We start from the raw sequence: 18,393 nt of genomic DNA on the forward strand, positions 1-18,393 counted from the left end.
TATCTAATGACAATGCTGTATATTTGCACTGTTATTATTATTGTTCGGGATCATTATGCATTGTTTTGTAGCCAGACAAGCTATCTTGGATGGCCGAGGTAATCCATTAGGGTATGAACTGCTGTTTCGTACCAGCCTCGAAAATCGCTTTCCTGACATTGAGGCTGGGCTGGCCACGCGACGCCTGATGGCAGAACAATTTTTAAGTCAAAAAATTGAAGATTTAGTTGGGCAATCGCTGTGCTTTGTTAACTTTCCTGACTCACTCATCCGTGAAGGCATGAGTGATACCTTTAATCAACAGCAGCTAGTGCTGGAGATATTGGAAGACGCGACGCCAGATCAGGCGTTATTAGAAAGTGTTAAACTACTAAAAAAAGCCGGCTTTAAGACCGCACTTGACGATCATATTCCCAACAAAGAATGGGAGAAATTTTTTCCCTTTATCGATTTCATTAAGCTCGATTTACGCCAAATGTCAGTGGCAGAATGCGGGCACTTTATCAAACATTGTCAATCTCACCCTCACATCCGTTTTATCGCCGAAAAAGTAGAAACTCAGCAAGAGTTTATTGACGCTCAAACAGTTGGTTTTGATTTTTTTCAGGGATACTATTTCCAACAACCCCAAGTCATTAGTCGACGAATTTTAACCACCGATGAAATGACAGGTTTCGAACTATTATCGGCCATTAGCAAAGAAGAAGTTGATTACGACAAACTTACAGAGCTGTTCAGTCGGGATCTGTCACTGTCTTATTATTTGTTGCGTTATGTAAACAGTTTGCACATGGGCTATCGACAGCAAAGTATAGACAACCTTCGTAATGCCATTGTATTTCTCGGCCATCAACAACTTAAGCGTTTTACCGCGATGATGATGATTGCCTACATCAGTAAGAACAAAAATGTAGAGCTGTATCGCCTGTCGATGATAAGAGCGAAATGGTGCGAATTGCTGGCAGAAAAAATGTGTCCGGCATTACAAGAAGATGCCTTTATTTGCGGCTTGTTCTCACTATTAGACACCTTACTAGAAAGACCGATGGCCGATATATTACCCCATCTATCAGTAACCGAACCTGTCCAGCTGGCACTATTAGAACAAAAAGGCCAGTTAGGATTTTTAATGGGCATGATACAAGATCATGAGCAAGCTAACTGGCCGATGCTGCAACAGCGATTAGTGTTTGCTAACTTAAATGAACAAGACAGTAGTCAGTACTATGAAGAAGCCATATTGTGGAGTAAACAGCTCACTGAAAAGTAGTACCTTGTGGGAGCCATAAGCTTTAAGCGGTCAGTTAAAAGTACAACCAAAGCCAATCCAATGAATTGGCTCCTGCAAAATACGGCGTAAACGTACCGCCGTATTTATAGTTTTGTCTGACACCTTATGCCTCACGCCTTACCGCTAGAGTAATTTTCCAACGCCACCCTGCCAATACCACTATAAAACCGCCCATAGCTGCTGCTAGCCCTATGCCAACTGATGCCGTATAACCCAGCGCTAAATAACCAATAAGGGTCACTACGGCGATGGATAATGCATAAGGCAACTGCGTGATCACATGGTCAATATGATGACAAGAAGCGCCGGTAGACGACAAAATGGTAGTATCGGAAATAGGCGAGCAATGATCGCCAAATACCGCGCCTGCCATCACCGCAGACATACCCGGCAGCAACAGCTGCACATCAATTGCCATCGTCATATCAGCCGCTATGGGTAGCATAATGCCGAAGGTTCCCCAACTGGTGCCGGTGGCAAATGCCATAATGCCAGCCAGTAAAAATAAAATAGCTGGTAACATGAATAGCGGAATGCTTTGCTGAACCAAAGACGCAAGGTATTGGCCTGTTTTAAGTTCGCCAATAAGACCGGCAATGGTCCAGGCAAACAATAAAATATAAATGGCCGGTAACATGCCTTTAATACCAATAGCTAGGGTATTTAGCCAACCTGATAAGCACACTCGATGTTTAATCATCGCATAAGCACATACTAAAAAACCAGCTACGCCACCCAACACCAAAGAACGCCCTACATTGGTATTTTCTAGAGCGGCTAATACATTAAAGGGGGTTTCGCTGCCGGCTAGCGCCTGCGCACCGGTTAATAGCAGTGCGACCACAGTAACAAGAGTAAGCGTCCCTATAGCAAGTAATAGCTCACTCATCCGCCCTGCCTGTTCACCACTATCGGCCACCCCTGGTGGAGTCCCTTTGTCTGCATCAAACAGCTTGCCCTGCAGCGCTTGTTCCTCATGCCGTGCCATTGAACCTAAGTCCCATCCGCCTTTAATGACCAGCAGCACCATCAACAGGGTAAAAATAGCATAAAAGTTCATGCTGCCCATTACCAAAAATGCGCCTAGCGCACTGTGCCCCGTCAAACCGTGGCTGGCTAAAATTCCGCCCACCAAGGCAATAATATAAGCCCCCCAAGAAGAGATCGGCATCAACACACAAACTGGGGCCGCGGTAGAGTCGAGTAGATAGGCCAGCTTGGCACGAGAAATATTAAAGCGGTCGGTAACTGGTCTGCAAATAGTACCGACTGACAAGCTATGAAAGTAATCATCAATAAAAAACAAAAATACGAGTAGGCCCGTCATTATCTTGGCTTGGCGTCGATTTTTAATACGAGATTGCGCCCATTCCGCAAAGGCTAATGTTGCGCCTACTCGGCTTAGCATACTGATAATGCAACCGAGCAGCAGCAAAAATAACAATATATTTACATTCCACTCATTAATTGTATTGTCGGACCAAAACAATGCCGAGACCTGGCTCATCAAGTGCGTAACCGTCGTCAACGGATTAAACTGTTGCAGTAATAGCGCAGCAAGAATGATACCTAAGCCTAAAGATAACAGCACACGGCGAGTAGATATTGCCAACACGATGGCAAGTAAAGGCGGTAATAAAGACCAAGGGGTTTGAATAAAGGGATGTAATTCCACGTCGGCACCTGATATCTAAATTGTCAATATAATGACTAGGAGTAGGAGGCCGATATAAGATCGTCTTCTCTTCCCAGCAATAGCGCACCATGAATATAAATTCATGACAGTATCGGCCCTTTCAGTACCGATCCCAGCCTTGTTACCGGATAAGTAACACGACTTCGGCATAACCTCCTTTCGATCAGCATAAACGGCATCACCCTAGGCTAATCTACTGATAAATTACGCACCTCCACGCAGGTAAGTCGGAGGATTTTACTGTCAACACCACAAAAATCAACACTTTTCACCAAATGCACCCTCTCGTTGCTGATTACAGTACCTATTGCTTGTTTTTAATGCCAAGGCATTGTTAGTTAGCATAACTTTAAAGCGAAACTTTCAGTCGTTAGCTGCGGTAAATTCAAACAAAAACATCATTTGAGTCTTGCCTTGATTTACACTTCTCAGGGCTTTTATATATTCTGGTAGCCTAGATATTAATGTAAAGCAAACGCCATTATTAATAAGCAACACACTTTCGCAAAATGCAAAGCCATATCCATAATTTTCTATGACTATCAGTACTAATTATTAAACTTTGTAAATATTTCAGTAATTAACTTGCTAGATTTAAAATGAAGCTGTAAATTTAAAGAATAAAAATATATAACCCTAGGTGGATCCAATGACTGACTTTTTGAAAACACTATTAAACATTCGTAGTTTACGTGCTGCAACTCGTGATTTGACTCTTGATCAGATGGAAGAAGCATTAGCTAAACTGTCCTCTGTTATTGAAGAACAACGCGAAACTAAAGCAGCTGAACAAGCAGCAACCCAAGAGCGCGATCGCAAGCTTAAAGAATATATGGATAAAATGGCCGCAGACGGCATTGATTTAAGTGACTTACTAGAACTTGCAGAGCCATCTAAAAAGGCAAGTGCCCCACGTAGCAAGCGCCCAGCTAAGTATGAATTCTATGACGATAACAATGAATATAAAACATGGACAGGCCAGGGTCGTAAACCAACGCCGATTAAAAATGCAATCGACAACGGCACTAAAACGCTAGAAGACTTTCTAATTAAAGAATAAATATCACAATTAGACTCAATAAAAACAGGGCCATATGGCCCTGTTTTTGTTTGTTATTTTAGCTAAATAATTTGTGACGGGGAAAGAGTAAAGAGGACGACACAACAATAAACTGTAAAATCACGTACCTTTTGTAGTTAGCCTACTGAACATCACCTTTATAGTACTGACGGCTTAACGCTGACGGTTGCCCGAAGGGCTGGGTTTTAATAGCTGATATAAGGGTAAATCAACGCCATTGAGTTTGAGCTCATACACCAAAGCTAATTCTGTTCCTAAGACGCCTGGTGGCCACCCTCCTCGTTCCAACCAGCATAAATATGCCATGGGTAGCTTGAGTAATGGTCGACCACTGTATTTCCCAAATGGCATCGTTTTGCTAATAATATTCAGTAATTCAGAACTGGCTAAGCTCACATTATATTCCTTTGAATAAACGGCGATAACGTCGTGTGAATCTCATGTATTAACCTCTCGCATTTCACTATTCATTTTATTCATGCCTGATTTAATCACGCCGAGCATCACCCTACAAGATACCGCTATACCTCTTACGCTGTACGCCTTACGTTAAAGATAAACACCGTTCTTTGTAGTTCAATGCTTCAACTGTTGGTTCTGCGGAGCAGGATGGGTTTAAATCACGCTAAGACCAATCTAGTAAAAATATGATCTAGTTTAAAATCGGATCCGTGTTGTCTGTAAAGCGCACCGACAGGCGACCTCGTAGCCTAGGGACGGATAAAGAGATCGACTCCACCGACCATCACATTACAGGGATGTTATGTGTTTGAGCGTCATAGGCGAGTGTGTTACGCCGAGATGAACTATTTTAATCTGACCGAGTATCCAGTGAATATTCGCAGTAAATTAAAATAGTGAGTGTCATTAACCCTTACAGCGGGTCGGTGGAGTTGACTCTTTGTTCGGCTTTTATACAAACAAAAATAGATCAGTTAGTTTTCCAGATTGGTATGAGACGGGAGTGCCAGCTAAAGCGACACCCTACAAAACACCACCGAAACCAACACCAAAAAAACATCGAACCAACCGATTCGATGTTTTAAAGGGGTCGATATCTATTGCAGCTGATGGCTTAAGCTTATCCCTGCCGAAGGCTGTTATTAATGTCAGCCAATGCCTGAGCGGGGTTAGCTGCTTGAGTAATCGGGCGGCCAATGACTAAATAATCGCTGCCGGCGGCTAATGCCTGCTCGGGCGTCATGATCCGCCGCTGATCGCCAGCATCAGATCCAGCAGGTCGAATGCCCGGCGTTATCAGTTTGAAATGATGGCCCAGCTCAGCCTTTAACAAACTTGCCTCTTGTGCAGAGCACACGACACCATCTAAGCCCGCATCTCGGGTTAAGCGTGCTAGGGCAAGCACCTGCTCTGCAGGTGAACGTAGTACGCCTACTTGTGCCAATTCGTCGTCTGTCATGCTGGTAAGCACGGTTACCGCAATCAGCAGCGGCGCTTGTTCACCATAAGGTAATAAGGCCTCGCGCGCTGCCGTCATCATACGCAAGCCTCCGCTGGCATGCACGTTGACCATCCATACGCCGAGCTCGGCTGCGGCAGCGACCGCTTTAGCCACAGTATTGGGAATATCATGAAATTTAAGATCAAGAAAAACATCAAACCCTGCTTTAACCAAAGTACGCACAAACTCTGGGCCAAATAAGGTAAACATTTCTTTGCCTACCTTTAATCGGCAGCTAGCAGGGTCTAATTGCGCGATAAGCGCCATGGCTTGTTGCTGGTCGGCAAAATCAAGCGCAATCAAAATTTTAGGATCGTTTGGGGTAGAAGCTTGCATACCAGGTTACCTTTCAAAATTTATACAATAAGCCCTTTCGGGCAGCTATAAGCTGTCAGCTCCAGAGAAGACATAATAAAGATACCGGAACAAGTCCGGTAAGACGGCAAAAGACCGACGGTTTTTCTTTGGCTTCCAGTTGATAACCCTAAAGCGGTCGAATACTCTTTTAACGATAGTGACCCTACGGAAGACGGTGTTTATATTTTACTTACAGCTTACGGCTATTTTTACTCCCCATCTAGGCCACGTAGCGGTCGAATACTCCCCCACTGTTTACAGGACGGGCATTGCCAAAACTGTGTTTTTACAGCAAAGCCACACTGACTGCATTTATAACAGGGCTTCAGCTTAATTTGTTCAAAGACTAGAGAGCTAAGCATCTCTAGGCTTTCTCGCGCTCGCCCTTGCTCGGCATTTGCAGCATGGTAAAACATCAGTCGATGAAAACCTTTCATAGTGGGGTGGCGCTGCAATTGCGATAACACTAATTGTTCAGCGGCCACTACCCCTTGGCGCTCGGCAACATAATCGGCCAGCATTAATACCACGCTGGCACCACTGTCTTCTGCCACCCATAAATGCAGCTGTCGTGTTAGCTCGCCTTCATCATTTAATTGTCGATAGCAATATTGTATATCATCCAACACCTCACCAATAAAACCGGCGTCTTGTTTGGTGACCGCAAGTAAATAGTGTAGCGCCTGTGCCCATTGCTGCTCTGCCATAAATAGCGCCCCTAGGCGTATATTAGCTCTTACGCAGCCGGCGTCCGCTTTTAAGGCTTTTTTAAACTGGCCAATGGCGCTTTTAATATCTTGCTGTCGCCAATGTTGCTCGGCTAATTCGCAATAAAAATGCCCCATGGGAGTGAGGGCTTTCATACCTTGACGTTTTTTCAGCCGCTCGGCCGTCGCAATAGCTTGTTCCCAATCTTTCAGCTGCTGGTAAATGAGCAATAATTGGCTTAACGCTTCTTCTTCATAATCGGGATCGCTTTTCAGCTCTATCAAAATATGTTCGGCCCGATCTAACAAACCTGCGGCCAAAAAGTCACGAGCCAGCTCGAGCATAGCTAAATGGCGTTGTTCTAATAATAAATTAGGCCGCGCAACTAAGTTTTGATGAATACGAATGGCGCGATCAACTTCGCCCCTGGACCGAAATAGGTTACCAAGGGCAAGGTGGGTTTCAATGGTTTCGCTATCAACCTGCAATAACTGAATAAACAGATCAACCGCTTTATCAGGTTCGTCAGACAGTAAAAAATTTAGCCCGGCAACATATTGCCGGGAAAAATGATTCGATTTCTGTTGAGCGTCCTGCCGGACTCCTCTGCGCCCCATATACCAGCCATAAGCCGCTGCTACAGGGAGCAGCAGAAACAACAATTCCAGCATAGGACTCGTTAATCCTTAAGGGGCAATGCTCTAAGCTCTTCTAGCTCTCTGTGTTGACGATCAACTTTTTTGCGTAAGCCACTGTTGTTCATTCTCAGGCGTAGCAGCACAAAACCGAACACCAACCAACCGATGACAAAGCCGGCCACAAAAAGAATTGCTAGCAACGAAGAAAGACGATAATCACCTTGGGCTAACAGATAATTAACATGCACTAATTGATCGTTTTGTGCGCCCAGTGTTAAACCAACGGCAAATAAAATCGCCAGAATTATCAGGCCAATAATAATCTTCACTTTACCCTCGCAACTTCCTAATTTTGAGTACTGACATTATCTCGAAAAAACACCGTTCTCGCTAGTCGAGTTGCCGTAAAAAGTGATATAGCGCCACAGATAATATTAAGCGGGGTTAACTCGCTCACGCAATTCTTTACCTGGTTTAAAATGCGGTACGTATTTACCGGTTAATGCGACTTTTTCGCCGGTTTTAGGGTTACGTCCCTGACGAGGCGCTCGGTAGTGTAATGAAAAACTACCAAACCCTCTAATTTCGATACGGTCACCACTTTGCAAGGTGGCCGACATTTGTTCCAATATTTCTTTAATTGCCCCTTCTACTTCTTTAGCAGATAGGTGGCTGTATTGTTCTGACAGTCTTTCAATGAGATCGGATTTCGTCATGAGGGTTTCTCCTGATCGCCAAGCAACAAAAAGGGGGCACGAAGGCCCCCTTTTACAGTCGGACAGGCTTATTCGCCTTTGGCTGCCTTGAAGGCTTCTGCCATTGCACTTAAACCAACATCTTCTGGTTGCTGTTGGTTCAGGTTATCCAGAACGACTTTATCATCAGCTTCGTCTTTCGCGCGGATAGACAAGCTCAAAGTACGGTTCTTACGATCAACGCCCATAAAGCGTGCTTCGATTTCTTCACCTACTGTTAATACAGTAGATGCGTCTTCGATACGGTCGCGAGAGATGTCTGCAACGCGGACATAACCTTCCACGCCTTCTTCCATCTCTACTACTGCGCCCTTCGCATCAACGGCTGTGATAGTACCCTTAACAATAGCACCTTTCTTAACGTCAGCAAGGTACTTGTTGAATGGGTCTTCGTCGATTTGCTTCACGCCTAAGCTAATGCGCTCGCGCTCTGGATCAACCTGCAGTACTACTGCATCAATCTCGTCGCCTTTCTTGAATTCACGAACGGCTTCTTCGCCACCGTTCCAAGAAATGTCGGACAAGTGAACCAGACCGTCGATGCCGCCGTCCAGACCGATGAAGATACCGAAGTCAGTGATTGACTTGATCTTACCGGAAACACGGTCACCCTTGTTGTGGGTTTCCGCAAACAGCTGCCATGGGTTAGATTTGCACTGCTTCAGACCCAGAGAGATACGACGACGTTCTTCGTCGATATCCAGCACCATTACGTCTACGCTGTCGCCAACAGAAACCACTTTAGATGGGTGGATGTTCTTGTTGGTCCAGTCCATTTCAGACACGTGTACCAAGCCTTCAACGCCTTCTTCGATTTCTACGAAGCAACCGTAGTCGGTCAGGTTAGTCACGCGGCCAGAAAGACGAGTGCCTTCTGGGTAGCGATTAGCGATATCTACCCATGGATCTTCACCCAGCTGCTTCAGACCCAGAGACACACGAGTGCGCTCACGATCATACTTCAGCACTTTAACGTTGATTTCGTCACCAACGTTTACGATTTCACTTGGGTGCTTAACACGCTTCCAAGCCATATCGGTGATGTGCAGCAGGCCATCTACGCCACCTAAGTCTACGAAGGCACCGTAGTCAGTCAGGTTCTTAACGATACCTTTAACTTCTTGACCTTCTTGCAGGTTCTCAAGCAACTGCTCGCGTTCGGCACTGTTTTCAGTTTCGATAACAGCACGGCGAGAAACAACAACGTTGTTGCGCTTCTGATCCAGCTTGATTACTTTGAACTCAAGCTCTTTCCCTTCTAGGTGCAAGGTGTCACGTACTGGACGTACATCAACCAGCGAACCAGGTAGGAAAGCACGGATAGTGTTTACTTCAACAGTAAAGCCGCCCTTAACCTTGCCGTTGATCACACCGATAACGGTTTCTTGATCTTCGTAGGCTTTTTCTAGTTGCAGCCAAGATTCATGGCGCTTCGCCTTTTCGCGGGAAAGCAGAGTCTCACCGAAACCGTCTTCTACAGCGTCAAGAGCAACGTCTACAACGTCGCCAACGCTGACTTCCATTTCGCCCTGAGCATTTTTGAACTGCTCTGCAGGGATAGCGGATTCAGACTTCAGGCCTGCGTCTACCAAAACGATACCGTTCTGGATGGCTACTACAGTACCTTTAACTATGGAACCCGGACGGGTTTCAAGTTCTTTCAGAGACTCTTCAAAGAGTTGAGCAAAAGATTCAATCATGTTTAATGAATACACTTTTTAAGTTGAACATCCACAGGGCAATCCGGCACCGGTGGGGTGATTAACATCGACCCGTTTCATCCATGAGGCGGGCATGCTCAGGCAGAATGCCTGACTTACAATTTTTATCGTTTAACCGAAACAGCCTTTTTGGCTTAACCGGCAACTTTAACCTTAGTATGATTCAGCACTATGTCCAGCACTTCTGTAATCGACAAATCGGTTGAATCAATCACTAACGCATCGTCTGCCGCCTTCAGGGGTGCTACGGTTCTATTGCGATCCCGCTCGTCACGCGCCTGTATTTCGCTTAAAAGACGGTCAAAATTAACATCAAAGCCCTTGTCTTGCAACTGCAGAAGTCGGCGATTCGCCCTTTCTTGTGCGCTGGCATCGAGGAATATTTTCACCTGAGCATCAGGAAATACCACTGTGCCCATATCACGGCCATCGGCAATGAGGCCCGGAGTTGAGCGGAAGGCCCGCTGGCGGCGTAATAACGCCTCTCTTACGCGAGGAAATGCCGCCACTTTGCTGGCTGTATTACCCATTTTTTCGGTACGGATGGTATGAGAAACATCTTCACCTTCGAGGATCGTTTTGACCTGACCATTAAGTACCGGAAATTGCACATCTAAATGGGCGGCTAACGGCACCAAAGCCGCTTCATCGTCTAGTGCTACATTATGGTGCAAGGCCGCTAGCGCCAAAACACGATAAATAGCACCGGAATCAAGCAAATGCCATTCCAGCTTTTCGGCCAGTAACTGACAAAGTGTTCCTTTGCCAGCACCACCTGGCCCATCCACGGTAATGACGGGTGCTTTTTCGGTCATGGCTTTCTCCAGTAGAACATTAAGTTGAGCATATTTAAATAAACTGCAGCATAGCGCGTATTATACGCAACTTGACTACCAAATGTATCGCCTACTATTTATTACGCGGCAAATTATGCCGTTTAATAAAACTTGTGTGTATTGCGCCTATACCTGCAACAACATCCGCCTTACAATGACCACCATTTTTTTGTTATTTGAAAACTGAAGAGGAACGCCATGAGCAGTGTTACCCGGATGGCAAACTCAAAATTGCCGACACCCTGGGGCACCTTCACCCTGATCGGATTTGAAGAAAAAGGAACAGGCAAGGATCATGCCGCCCTAGTGATGGGCACCCTAGATGACAATCAGCCGGTATTAGGTCGCATTCATTCTGAGTGTTTGACTGGTGATGCCTTATTTAGCCTACGCTGTGACTGCGGTTTTCAGCTGCAAGCCGCCATGGAAAATATTGCTAAAGAAGGTCGAGGTATACTGCTTTACCTGCGCCAAGAAGGCAGGGGCATTGGCTTGCTGAATAAAATTCATGCCTATCAATTGCAAGACCAAGGCAAAGACACCGTAGAAGCTAACGTTGAATTAGGATTTGCAGCCGATATGCGTGATTACACTATTTGTGCCGATATTCTGCATAATTTGGGTGTAAAGAAAATGCGATTAATGACCAATAATCCACGCAAGGTAACCGCGATGGAAAGCTTTGGCATTGAAGTAACAGAGCGTATTCCGCTACAAGAAGGCCGCAATCCGTTCAATGAACACTATTTAGACACTAAAGCCGGTAAACTCGGACACATGTTTGAAGATGAATAAAGCACCCTGCACCGAGCACCAAGCGCCAAGCTAAAAACTAAACACCGAACCCAACCAGTTCGGTGTTTTTTATTTACTACATAAAGCTACATGCTCGACGTTCGTCTTTAACTTACGGCTTACAGCGTAAGGCGTGCCAGTTTAAAATCGAACATCGAACCAAAACCTATTTGCCACGGAAGAACACGGAACGCACGGAAAAATAGTGATCAGATCTGAAAGGGAACTTGATGGTAAGGCCTGAGGTTAGACTCGTGCAAAAGAGCCAGGCGACACAAAAACTAAATATGCGGGTTAGTTTGAGTGGTCTTTGTTTGATGTCGTCCCTTCACCCTTCACGGCTCTTCCCTAACATTTGTGCGTCGCTGCGCTTAATAGTGGCGTAGCTTATTGCGGTAACGAGGGCGCCAGCGGCGATGGCTAAGGCATATACGCCGAGTTGCTGTACGGCGTTGGGAATAAAAAATACAAACACGCCACCGTGAGGGGCTAATAATTTAGCGCCAAATAACATCGACAATGCCCCCGTTAACGCCCCGCCGATCATGCAGCATGGGATCACCCGCAGTGGGTCTCGCGCGGCAAAGGGAATGGCACCTTCAGAAATAAAACACAGTCCCAGCACAAAAGCGGCTTTACCTGCTTCTTGCTCTCCAACATTAAACTTACGCCGGGCAAGCAAAGTGGCAATGCCCATACCTAACGCGGGCACCATGCCCGCCGCCATAGCTGCCGCCATCGGGCCATAGGTTTGTGATGCCAATAATCCCACCGAAAAGGCATAGGCCGCTTTATTCACCGGCCCCCCCATGTCAAAACACATCATGGCACCGATCAATACCCCCAATAACACGGCGTTAGTTGAACCCATGTTATTTAGAAAGTGAGTCAGCGAGTCCATGAGCCAAGCCACCGGGGGGCCCACTACATAAATCATAACTAAGCCGGTAAGCAAACTGGCAAACAGTGGGATCACTAAAATGGGCTTGAGAGCCGATAAATGGGTGGGCATCGACACTTTTTGCGCCAGCCAGCGCGCACTGTAACCCGCTAAAAAGCCACTGATTATGCCACCTAAAAATCCCGCGCCCAGCGTACTAGCCAACATACCGCCGATCATACCGGGGGCAATACCGGGCCGATCGGCAATAGAGTAAGCAATGTAGCCAGATAATACTGGGATCATTAAGGCAAACGCCGAGGCCCCGCCAATTTGCATCAGTGCCGCCGCAAGCGACCCCTCTTGGTCGGCGGCATTAATGCCAAACATAAACGACAGCGCAATAATTAAGCCGCCCGCCACCACCATGGGCAGCATAAAGGAGACCCCCGTCAACAAATGCTTATAAGGCTTGGTTATTACTTCATCTTGCGCAGCTATAGCACTGCTTTGTTGCCTAGTCTGATACACATAGGTTTCGGCCAACGCCTGAATTAAGGTGTGCCGCGGCTTTTTAAGCGCTAGCCCAGTGCTGGTTCGATATAAGCGTTTGCCATTAAAGCGCGCCATATCTACGTCAATGTCGGCCGCCACAATCACCACCTCGGCGCTAGCAATATCCTCGGCGGTTAAAGTATTTTGTGCACCCACTGAGCCTTGAGTCTCTACTTTTATGTTAACCCCTAACTGTGCTGCCGTATCATTTAGCGCCTGAGCCGCCATAAAAGTATGCGCCACGCCTGTAGGACACGCGGTAATCGCGACTACCTTTTTAAAAAATGAAGAGGGTTTAGTAGGCAATAAACTAACAAGCTGAGTCTGTGAGTCGTGTTGAGTGTCTTCGGCGGTGGCAATATAAAGCGTGGCTTGTAGTTGAGCATGCTGCAACCACGCGCTCGGGTCGTTCAATGCGGAAGCAATACTACTGCGATACAGCGGCTTGCCCACAAAGCGGGACAGGTTCAACTCAATATCGGAGGCCACTACAATCACATCGGCGGCGTCTATGTCTGCGGTGCTACATTCATCCCGTACCGTTAATTGACTATGACACTCTACGCACGCTGACCACTCTAGATTTTGTGCGGCGTGGGCTAATAATTGGGCAACCAAGTAGCTAGTCACTAAACCACTGGGGCACGCAGTAATGATGATAATATTCATCGCTACACTCTCCTCGGCCCTACTTCATCAATGATGAATGGTTAAAATACTCATACGCTCTTCTCCAACAGTCGTCGAACACTTGGCGCATCTTCGGCCAACAAGGCACGCGCGGCCAATTGCTGGCAGGCCCCAAAGTTCGCGCGCCTAACCTGCTCTTTAATCAAGGCCACGCGCTTTAGGCTAACCGATAGCTTGTCTATACCTAACCCCAATAGCACCGGCAACGCCTGTGTGTCTGCAGCTAACTCACCGCATACTCCTACCCATTTACCTTGCGCGTGAGCTGCATCCACGGTCATTTTAATCAATTGTAATACGCTAGGGTGTAGCGCATCTGCCAGATGTGCCACCTCACCATTTCCTCTATCTATTGCCAAGGTATATTGCGTAAGATCGTTGGTGCCAATACTAAAAAAGTCGACTTCTTTGGCAAATACCGCCGCATTCAGCGCCGCTGCGGGCACTTCGATCATTATGCCTAACTCAACCTGAGTGGCCTTAATTTCATCCTGTATTTCATTCACTAACCGCTTTGCCCAGCGCCATTCGGAAATATCAGTGATCATGGGAAACATAATGCGCACCGGTCGGTCATTAGCAGCCGTTAATAACGCTCGTATTTGAGTGGCCAATAATTCGGGACGCTGCATACACAGTCGAATGCCGCGCACACCTAAAAAGGGGTTATCTTCTTTTGCTACTGGCCAATAAGGCAACGGTTTATCACCCCCCACATCTAGGGTACGAACCAACAACGGACGTCCTTCTAGATCATCAAATAGGCGGCGATAAAGCGCCGTTTGCGTCGCCAAGTTGGGCGCGCTGTGCTGAGACATAAACACAAACTCGGTGCGTAGTAGCCCTACACCGTCGCTTCCCGACATCACCACACGGCTGGCATCATTTACTCCACTTAAATTAGCACCTACTTCAATGGAGTGCTGATCTTCGGTGATGGCAGGCAGGCGGCGCAAGGCCCACGCCTGCTCTGCATCTTGTTGTGTTTGCTGATGTTGTTGTTGGGCCTGCTCTAGGGTTTGCGGGTCGGGGTTAATACGTAAGCTGCCTTGATCACCATTTAAAATAGCGTCGGTGCCAGAACGCAAGCTCATTACCGTCTCATTGACTGCGGCCAGTGCGGGAATACCTAACGCAGATGCCAAAATGGCGCTATGTGAAAATGCACCACCACTCACTGTCACAATACCCAACACACGTTGCGGGTCTAAGTTCACTAACTGTGAGGGACCAATGTCTTGTGCTACCCAAATATACGGATGGTCGGGTGGCGTGATGACCGGACTCTGACACAAAATAGCCATTACCCGCCGGCCTACATCTCGAATATCGGCGGCGCGTTCGGCCAATAACGCATCGGTATTGGCGGCTTGTCGGGTGGCGGCGGTATCAGTTTCGCTCCACCATGCGGCAGCGGCTGATAGCCCTTCGTTAATTAGCTTGTGAACGCCAAAGCTCAATGAAGAGTCTGCCAGCAACTCGCGGTGCATGGCTAACATGTTGCGGCCTTGCTCGTCATTCGATTGTGCTTGAGTAGCCGCTAGATCACTGCGCGCCAAGCTAATAGCCGCAGCCAATGCGGCTCGCTCAACACTGACATCGTCAGCCTGTTTGAGGTAATTAAACTGCGGTGGCGCATCAACAAATATTGGCCCTATGGCAATACCTCCCGCGGCCGACACTCCTGTCAGCTCAGTATTAGCCGCTAATGGTGACTGTAGCGGAACGGTCAAAGAAGCCGGAGCAGCTGGAGCATTCGAAGAACCCGAAGCCGCCGCAGAGAGAGAAGCCGCTACGGATGAAGTAACATCATACTCATTAGCGGGGGATGCTTGTTGTTCAATATCGGCATGAATATCGCCATTAAGCGGGGGAAGCGTCTCGCCCAACCCCTGCTCTACCGCATTGACCAATGCTGCTACGGCAAGATCTGCATCTTTTCCCGCCGCTGAAAATAACAGTTGGTGCCCCGACTTAGTCCCCAAGCTGATCATTTTCATTAAACTTTTAGCCGACACCCATTGTCCGTCACCATCTTGGTTACGCACGCGCACATCTGCAGCATATTGCTTGGCCACTTGTACCAAAATAGCCCCTGGTCGCGCATGTATACCGTGGGTATTACGCACGATGGCCGCCTGTTCAACCCGCTCACTCACTGAGGTATTTACCGGTGGGCCATTCTGCAACGCAGCCAATAACCTGTGTGCCTGAGTAATGGCCGCAAGCTCCGCCCCTTGCTCAGTCTTTAACCACACAAGCAATTGATCCAGTAATACTTTATGACTTAAATCTGCGATGACCAGCATTAACAAACCGCGCACGGGAGGCTGCTGCGTCATCAGCTCGCTATTGGTATACGGCGTGACCAAGGCGGCTTTGGTGTGCCCATCATCGGCAGGGTTCTGGCTTAACCACCAACCTTGCCCAATATGAATGCTCGGCGTTTGTTTAAGTCGCGCTTGTTCGGCAACAGTGCAAGGCATTAAAGTCATGGCGCTTTCTGTTAGCGCCAACAGTGAGTTTAACGTTAACTGTGTCTGTATGTGTTCTACGCGTAACAGTTCGCTCGTAATTGTGGGTGTCGGTGTAAGCGCAGGCGTGTTTTGTAATAATTGCAGTATTTGCTGAGGCTGGGTGATGGCTTTTATCCGCGTTGGTAGATCACCTTGAGACAAGGTAGTGGCAAGCTGCTTAAGTATGTCGAGGTGTTCGTCTGAACGAGCGGCAATGCACAATACTAAGTAGGCTATTTCACCGCCTCCCCATTCCACACCCTGTGGCAGGTGCAGCACTTTGATACCAGTTTTTTTTATTAAATGACGGCACTCTTGAGTACCATGAGGAATAGCAATGCCTTGCCCAAGATAGGTGGCAATTTTGGCTTCTCGCGCCAGCATACCTGCTTGATAACCACTAGCCACATGGCCTTCTTGTTCTAACCATTGGGCTAGCGCCTGAATTACCGCGTTTTTATCGGCTAAATTAACGTCCGTTCTTATATCTTCTACCGATAATGCAAGCATAGGTTCACCCACTGATTAACTTAAGCTGACTACCCTAATTAAAATAGGAAGATAAGCAAATACAGCTTTGATTGAATACCATAACATGACTCATGGAAATAATGGCCGTAGGTGGTCGACTTATGTGACCTATCTTTATTGAGATGGCCCTAACAATGCTGTTAGGGCTGTATCTCTTGGCCATCCCACGCGAATAATCGGCCAGAATGTTCAGGATGCAAACCATCTAACACTTGTAATAAATGCAGAGCTGCCTGCTCTGGTGAGTGTAGTTGGCCCTCGGCTAACCCTGATCTAAACGGAGACGATAAATCGGTGGCTACCGTGCCTGGGTGCAGCCCAACGATGGTGGCCGCAGGAAACCGCCGTTGCCATTCAATACCAATATTTTTAATAGCCATGTTGAGCGCCGCTTTGCTAATACGGTAGCTGTACCAGCCCCCCGCTCTATTGTCACTGATACTGCCGACCCGCGCGGATAATGCGGCAAATTGCAGCGGGTGCGAACGCGTTAATCTTGCCGATACTAGCTGGGCCATAGCCAGCGTTGGCCACGTATTAATGCGCATGCTGTTATTAAATGCCGCATCGCTTAGCTGCTCGATACGCTTTTCTGGCCGCTGCCCGCCTTGGTGCAACATACCCAAGGTATTAATGACTCTGTCGGGCAAGGCATATGCTGCTGTGGCCTCGGCGAGTGCCACTTGGTCGGTATTATCGACAGCTTGCCACTGAATACCAACGAGTGCAGGTTGAGTGCGGCTGAACATCACCACCTTATCGCCTCGGGCCAGGCAGGCCTGTGCCAATGCACACCCGATGCCGCCTGCCCCCATAATCCAATACTGCATGGGGTTACTCCTCAATGTAATGAACATTGACCGAGTGTAGCCGCTTTTAATTACCGCTCGCTTTTTCTACCATTAATTGGTCTGCCCAAGCAGTGAGCTGATCACCTAGCGTTAAAAAGTGCCGGCCGTGAGTTAAGGGAGCACGAACGCAGACTCGCTCACCGCGATATTCAAAACTTAATTGCCACGCATGAAGGTATCCGCGATCCGCCGGGGTGCCGCCATAACGGCTGTCGCCCAAAATAGCGCAACCTTGGCTTTTTAGTGCGACACGCAGTTGATGGGTTTTACCGCTTTCTGGCTGCAATAAAAAGCCGCGTACAGGGCTTGCTAACACATCGCCGACTAATGAACGGTCGGCCAGCAGGCAGCTATGAAAACGGGTAATGGCCGGATTAAGCAGGCTACGAGACAACTTCCAGCTGCCACAGCGCGCCTTTTCCATATCGCCCTTAATCAGTCCCTGCTTCTTAGTGGGTTTGCTATCGGACAGTGCCAGATACCACTTACGCGTGCTGCGTTCGGCAAACTGGCGACTTAGCTCGCGGTTAGCGGCACTAGTGCGCGCCAGCAATAGTACACCCGTGGTCATTTTATCGAGTCGATGCACCGGATATAACGGCTCGCCTAGATGTTCACTCAACAAACGCACCAACCCAGGCTCGTTGTTCTCTTGATGCATACCGATGCCAGCCGGTTTATTAATCACCAAATAATCGGAGTCGGTTAGTAAAATATCCATAGCTGAGTCTCTAAGGCGTGTTTAAGACTTGAGAATGCAAAAAGCCCGCTGCGAATAAACGCAGCGGGCTTTTTATAGTTTGGCGGAGGAGCAGGGATTTGAACCCTGGATGGGCTATAAACCCATGCCGGTTTTCAAGACCGGTGCATTCAACCACTCTGCCACCCCTCCGACGCGGTGCATATTACCCAAGGAGGGATGCGCTTGTAAACTGATAAATTGTAATATTAATGCAAGCGCGCACTTTATGCTCACATTGCTGCTAACTCAACCAATGCGTATTGCAATTAAGCAAGAGAAGACTCGACA

Annotated in this window: 15 protein-coding genes, 1 tRNA gene and 1 riboswitch; of the genes, 3 read left to right on the forward strand and 13 right to left on the reverse strand. The window is 47.5% G+C overall.

The genetic code is table 11. The annotated features are described in order from the left end of the window. Positions 1-55 precede the first annotated feature (55 nt). Positions 56-1,270, forward strand: a complete 1,215-nt coding sequence (locus ACFQ1C_RS08905; RefSeq protein ID WP_379558253.1) for an EAL and HDOD domain-containing protein — start codon at positions 56-58, stop codon at positions 1,268-1,270. Positions 1,271-1,394: 124 nt separating this feature from the next. On the opposite strand, the gene ACFQ1C_RS08910 is transcribed toward ACFQ1C_RS08905, so the two are convergent. Continuing rightward, positions 1,395-2,966: a Na+/H+ antiporter NhaC family protein gene (locus ACFQ1C_RS08910; RefSeq protein ID WP_379558254.1), complete on the reverse strand. Its 1,572-nt coding sequence runs from the start codon at positions 2,964-2,966 to the stop codon at positions 1,395-1,397. 72 nt (positions 2,967-3,038) lie between these two features. Beyond that, positions 3,039-3,212, reverse strand: a riboswitch (Lysine riboswitch). A 424-nt stretch (positions 3,213-3,636) separates the two neighbouring features. Between ACFQ1C_RS08910 and ACFQ1C_RS08915 the strand changes: the two genes are divergently transcribed. Continuing rightward, positions 3,637-4,047: an H-NS family histone-like protein gene (locus ACFQ1C_RS08915; RefSeq protein ID WP_379558255.1), complete on the forward strand. Its 411-nt coding sequence runs from the start codon at positions 3,637-3,639 to the stop codon at positions 4,045-4,047. Between the two features lie 174 nt (positions 4,048-4,221). Here the strand turns inward: ACFQ1C_RS08915 and ACFQ1C_RS08920 are convergent, their stop codons facing one another. From ACFQ1C_RS08920 to cmk, 7 genes are all read right to left on the reverse strand, one after another. Continuing rightward, positions 4,222-4,464 (reverse strand): putative quorum-sensing-regulated virulence factor, encoded by a 243-nt coding sequence (locus ACFQ1C_RS08920; protein WP_379558256.1) that lies wholly within the window; start codon positions 4,462-4,464, stop codon positions 4,222-4,224. Between the two features lie 685 nt (positions 4,465-5,149). Beyond that, a complete protein-coding gene (gene pyrF / locus ACFQ1C_RS08925) occupies positions 5,150-5,866 on the reverse strand; it encodes an orotidine-5'-phosphate decarboxylase (RefSeq protein ID WP_379558257.1) in 717 nt (238 codons plus the stop codon). 230 nt (positions 5,867-6,096) lie between these two features. Continuing rightward, positions 6,097-7,266, reverse strand: a complete 1,170-nt coding sequence (gene lapB / locus ACFQ1C_RS08930; protein WP_379558258.1) for a lipopolysaccharide assembly protein LapB — start codon at positions 7,264-7,266, stop codon at positions 6,097-6,099. 8 nt (positions 7,267-7,274) lie between these two features. Further along, positions 7,275-7,562 carry a LapA family protein gene (locus ACFQ1C_RS08935; RefSeq protein WP_379558259.1) on the reverse strand — a complete coding sequence of 96 codons (288 nt, stop codon included), beginning with the start codon at positions 7,560-7,562 and terminating at the stop codon, positions 7,275-7,277. A 105-nt stretch (positions 7,563-7,667) separates the two neighbouring features. Then, the gene (gene ihfB, locus ACFQ1C_RS08940; protein WP_379558260.1) at positions 7,668-7,949 is read right to left on the reverse strand and encodes an integration host factor subunit beta; all 282 of its coding nucleotides are present in this window, start codon (positions 7,947-7,949) and stop codon (positions 7,668-7,670) included. Between the two features lie 68 nt (positions 7,950-8,017). Further along, complete coding sequence (gene rpsA, locus ACFQ1C_RS08945) at positions 8,018-9,688, reverse strand: 30S ribosomal protein S1 (protein ID WP_379558261.1); 1,671 nt, start codon at positions 9,686-9,688, stop codon at positions 8,018-8,020. Between the two features lie 155 nt (positions 9,689-9,843). Further along, positions 9,844-10,524 carry a (d)CMP kinase gene (cmk, locus tag ACFQ1C_RS08950; RefSeq protein WP_379558262.1) on the reverse strand — a complete coding sequence of 227 codons (681 nt, stop codon included), beginning with the start codon at positions 10,522-10,524 and terminating at the stop codon, positions 9,844-9,846. 219 nt (positions 10,525-10,743) lie between these two features. Between cmk and ribA the strand changes: the two genes are divergently transcribed. Further along, complete coding sequence (ribA, locus tag ACFQ1C_RS08955; RefSeq protein WP_379558263.1) at positions 10,744-11,340, forward strand: GTP cyclohydrolase II; 597 nt, start codon at positions 10,744-10,746, stop codon at positions 11,338-11,340. A gap of 328 nt (positions 11,341-11,668) precedes the next feature. Here ribA and ACFQ1C_RS08960 read toward each other — a convergent pair whose 3' ends face one another. From ACFQ1C_RS08960 to ACFQ1C_RS08980, 5 genes are all read right to left on the reverse strand, one after another. Then, on the reverse strand, positions 11,669-13,444 hold the full coding sequence (locus ACFQ1C_RS08960) for a PTS fructose-like transporter subunit IIB (RefSeq protein WP_379558264.1): 1,776 nt from the start codon (positions 13,442-13,444) through the stop codon (positions 11,669-11,671). A gap of 50 nt (positions 13,445-13,494) precedes the next feature. Beyond that, positions 13,495-16,491, reverse strand: coding sequence for a phosphoenolpyruvate--protein phosphotransferase (gene ptsP, locus ACFQ1C_RS08965; RefSeq protein ID WP_379558265.1), 2,997 nt, complete (start codon positions 16,489-16,491; stop codon positions 13,495-13,497). Between the two features lie 161 nt (positions 16,492-16,652). Continuing rightward, the gene (locus tag ACFQ1C_RS08970) at positions 16,653-17,342 is read right to left on the reverse strand and encodes an SDR family NAD(P)-dependent oxidoreductase (RefSeq protein ID WP_379558266.1); all 690 of its coding nucleotides are present in this window, start codon (positions 17,340-17,342) and stop codon (positions 16,653-16,655) included. A 46-nt stretch (positions 17,343-17,388) separates the two neighbouring features. After that, positions 17,389-18,084 carry a TIGR01621 family pseudouridine synthase gene (locus tag ACFQ1C_RS08975; RefSeq protein ID WP_379558267.1) on the reverse strand — a complete coding sequence of 232 codons (696 nt, stop codon included), beginning with the start codon at positions 18,082-18,084 and terminating at the stop codon, positions 17,389-17,391. Between the two features lie 80 nt (positions 18,085-18,164). After that, positions 18,165-18,255 (reverse strand) — tRNA-Ser (locus tag ACFQ1C_RS08980). Positions 18,256-18,393 lie beyond the last annotated feature (138 nt).

Origin of the sequence: Oceanisphaera ostreae (assembly GCF_042676125.1) — a bacterium.
Taxonomy (GTDB): Bacteria; Pseudomonadota; Gammaproteobacteria; order Enterobacterales; family Aeromonadaceae; genus Oceanimonas; species Oceanimonas ostreae.

What these genes read in the sequence shown, in the direction of transcription:
- ACFQ1C_RS08975 (WP_379558267.1), bottom strand. Translation starts at nt 18,084, where the DNA reads ATGGATATTTTACTAACCGACTCCGATTATTTGGTGATTAATAAACCG.
- ihfB (WP_379558260.1), bottom strand. Translation starts at nt 7,949, where the DNA reads ATGACGAAATCCGATCTCATTGAAAGACTGTCAGAACAATACAGCCAC.
- lapB (WP_379558258.1), bottom strand. Translation starts at nt 7,266, where the DNA reads ATGCTGGAATTGTTGTTTCTGCTGCTCCCTGTAGCAGCGGCTTATGGC.
- ACFQ1C_RS08960 (WP_379558264.1), bottom strand. Translation starts at nt 13,444, where the DNA reads ATGAATATTATCATCATTACTGCGTGCCCCAGTGGTTTAGTGACTAGC.
- ACFQ1C_RS08970 (WP_379558266.1), bottom strand. Translation starts at nt 17,342, where the DNA reads ATGCAGTATTGGATTATGGGGGCAGGCGGCATCGGGTGTGCATTGGCA.
- ptsP (WP_379558265.1), bottom strand. Translation starts at nt 16,491, where the DNA reads ATGCTTGCATTATCGGTAGAAGATATAAGAACGGACGTTAATTTAGCC.
- ACFQ1C_RS08915 (WP_379558255.1), top strand. Translation starts at nt 3,637, where the DNA reads ATGACTGACTTTTTGAAAACACTATTAAACATTCGTAGTTTACGTGCT.
- pyrF (WP_379558257.1), bottom strand. Translation starts at nt 5,866, where the DNA reads ATGCAAGCTTCTACCCCAAACGATCCTAAAATTTTGATTGCGCTTGAT.
- cmk (WP_379558262.1), bottom strand. Translation starts at nt 10,524, where the DNA reads ATGACCGAAAAAGCACCCGTCATTACCGTGGATGGGCCAGGTGGTGCT.
- rpsA (WP_379558261.1), bottom strand. Translation starts at nt 9,688, where the DNA reads ATGATTGAATCTTTTGCTCAACTCTTTGAAGAGTCTCTGAAAGAACTT.
- ribA (WP_379558263.1), top strand. Translation starts at nt 10,744, where the DNA reads ATGAGCAGTGTTACCCGGATGGCAAACTCAAAATTGCCGACACCCTGG.
- ACFQ1C_RS08905 (WP_379558253.1), top strand. Translation starts at nt 56, where the DNA reads ATGCATTGTTTTGTAGCCAGACAAGCTATCTTGGATGGCCGAGGTAAT.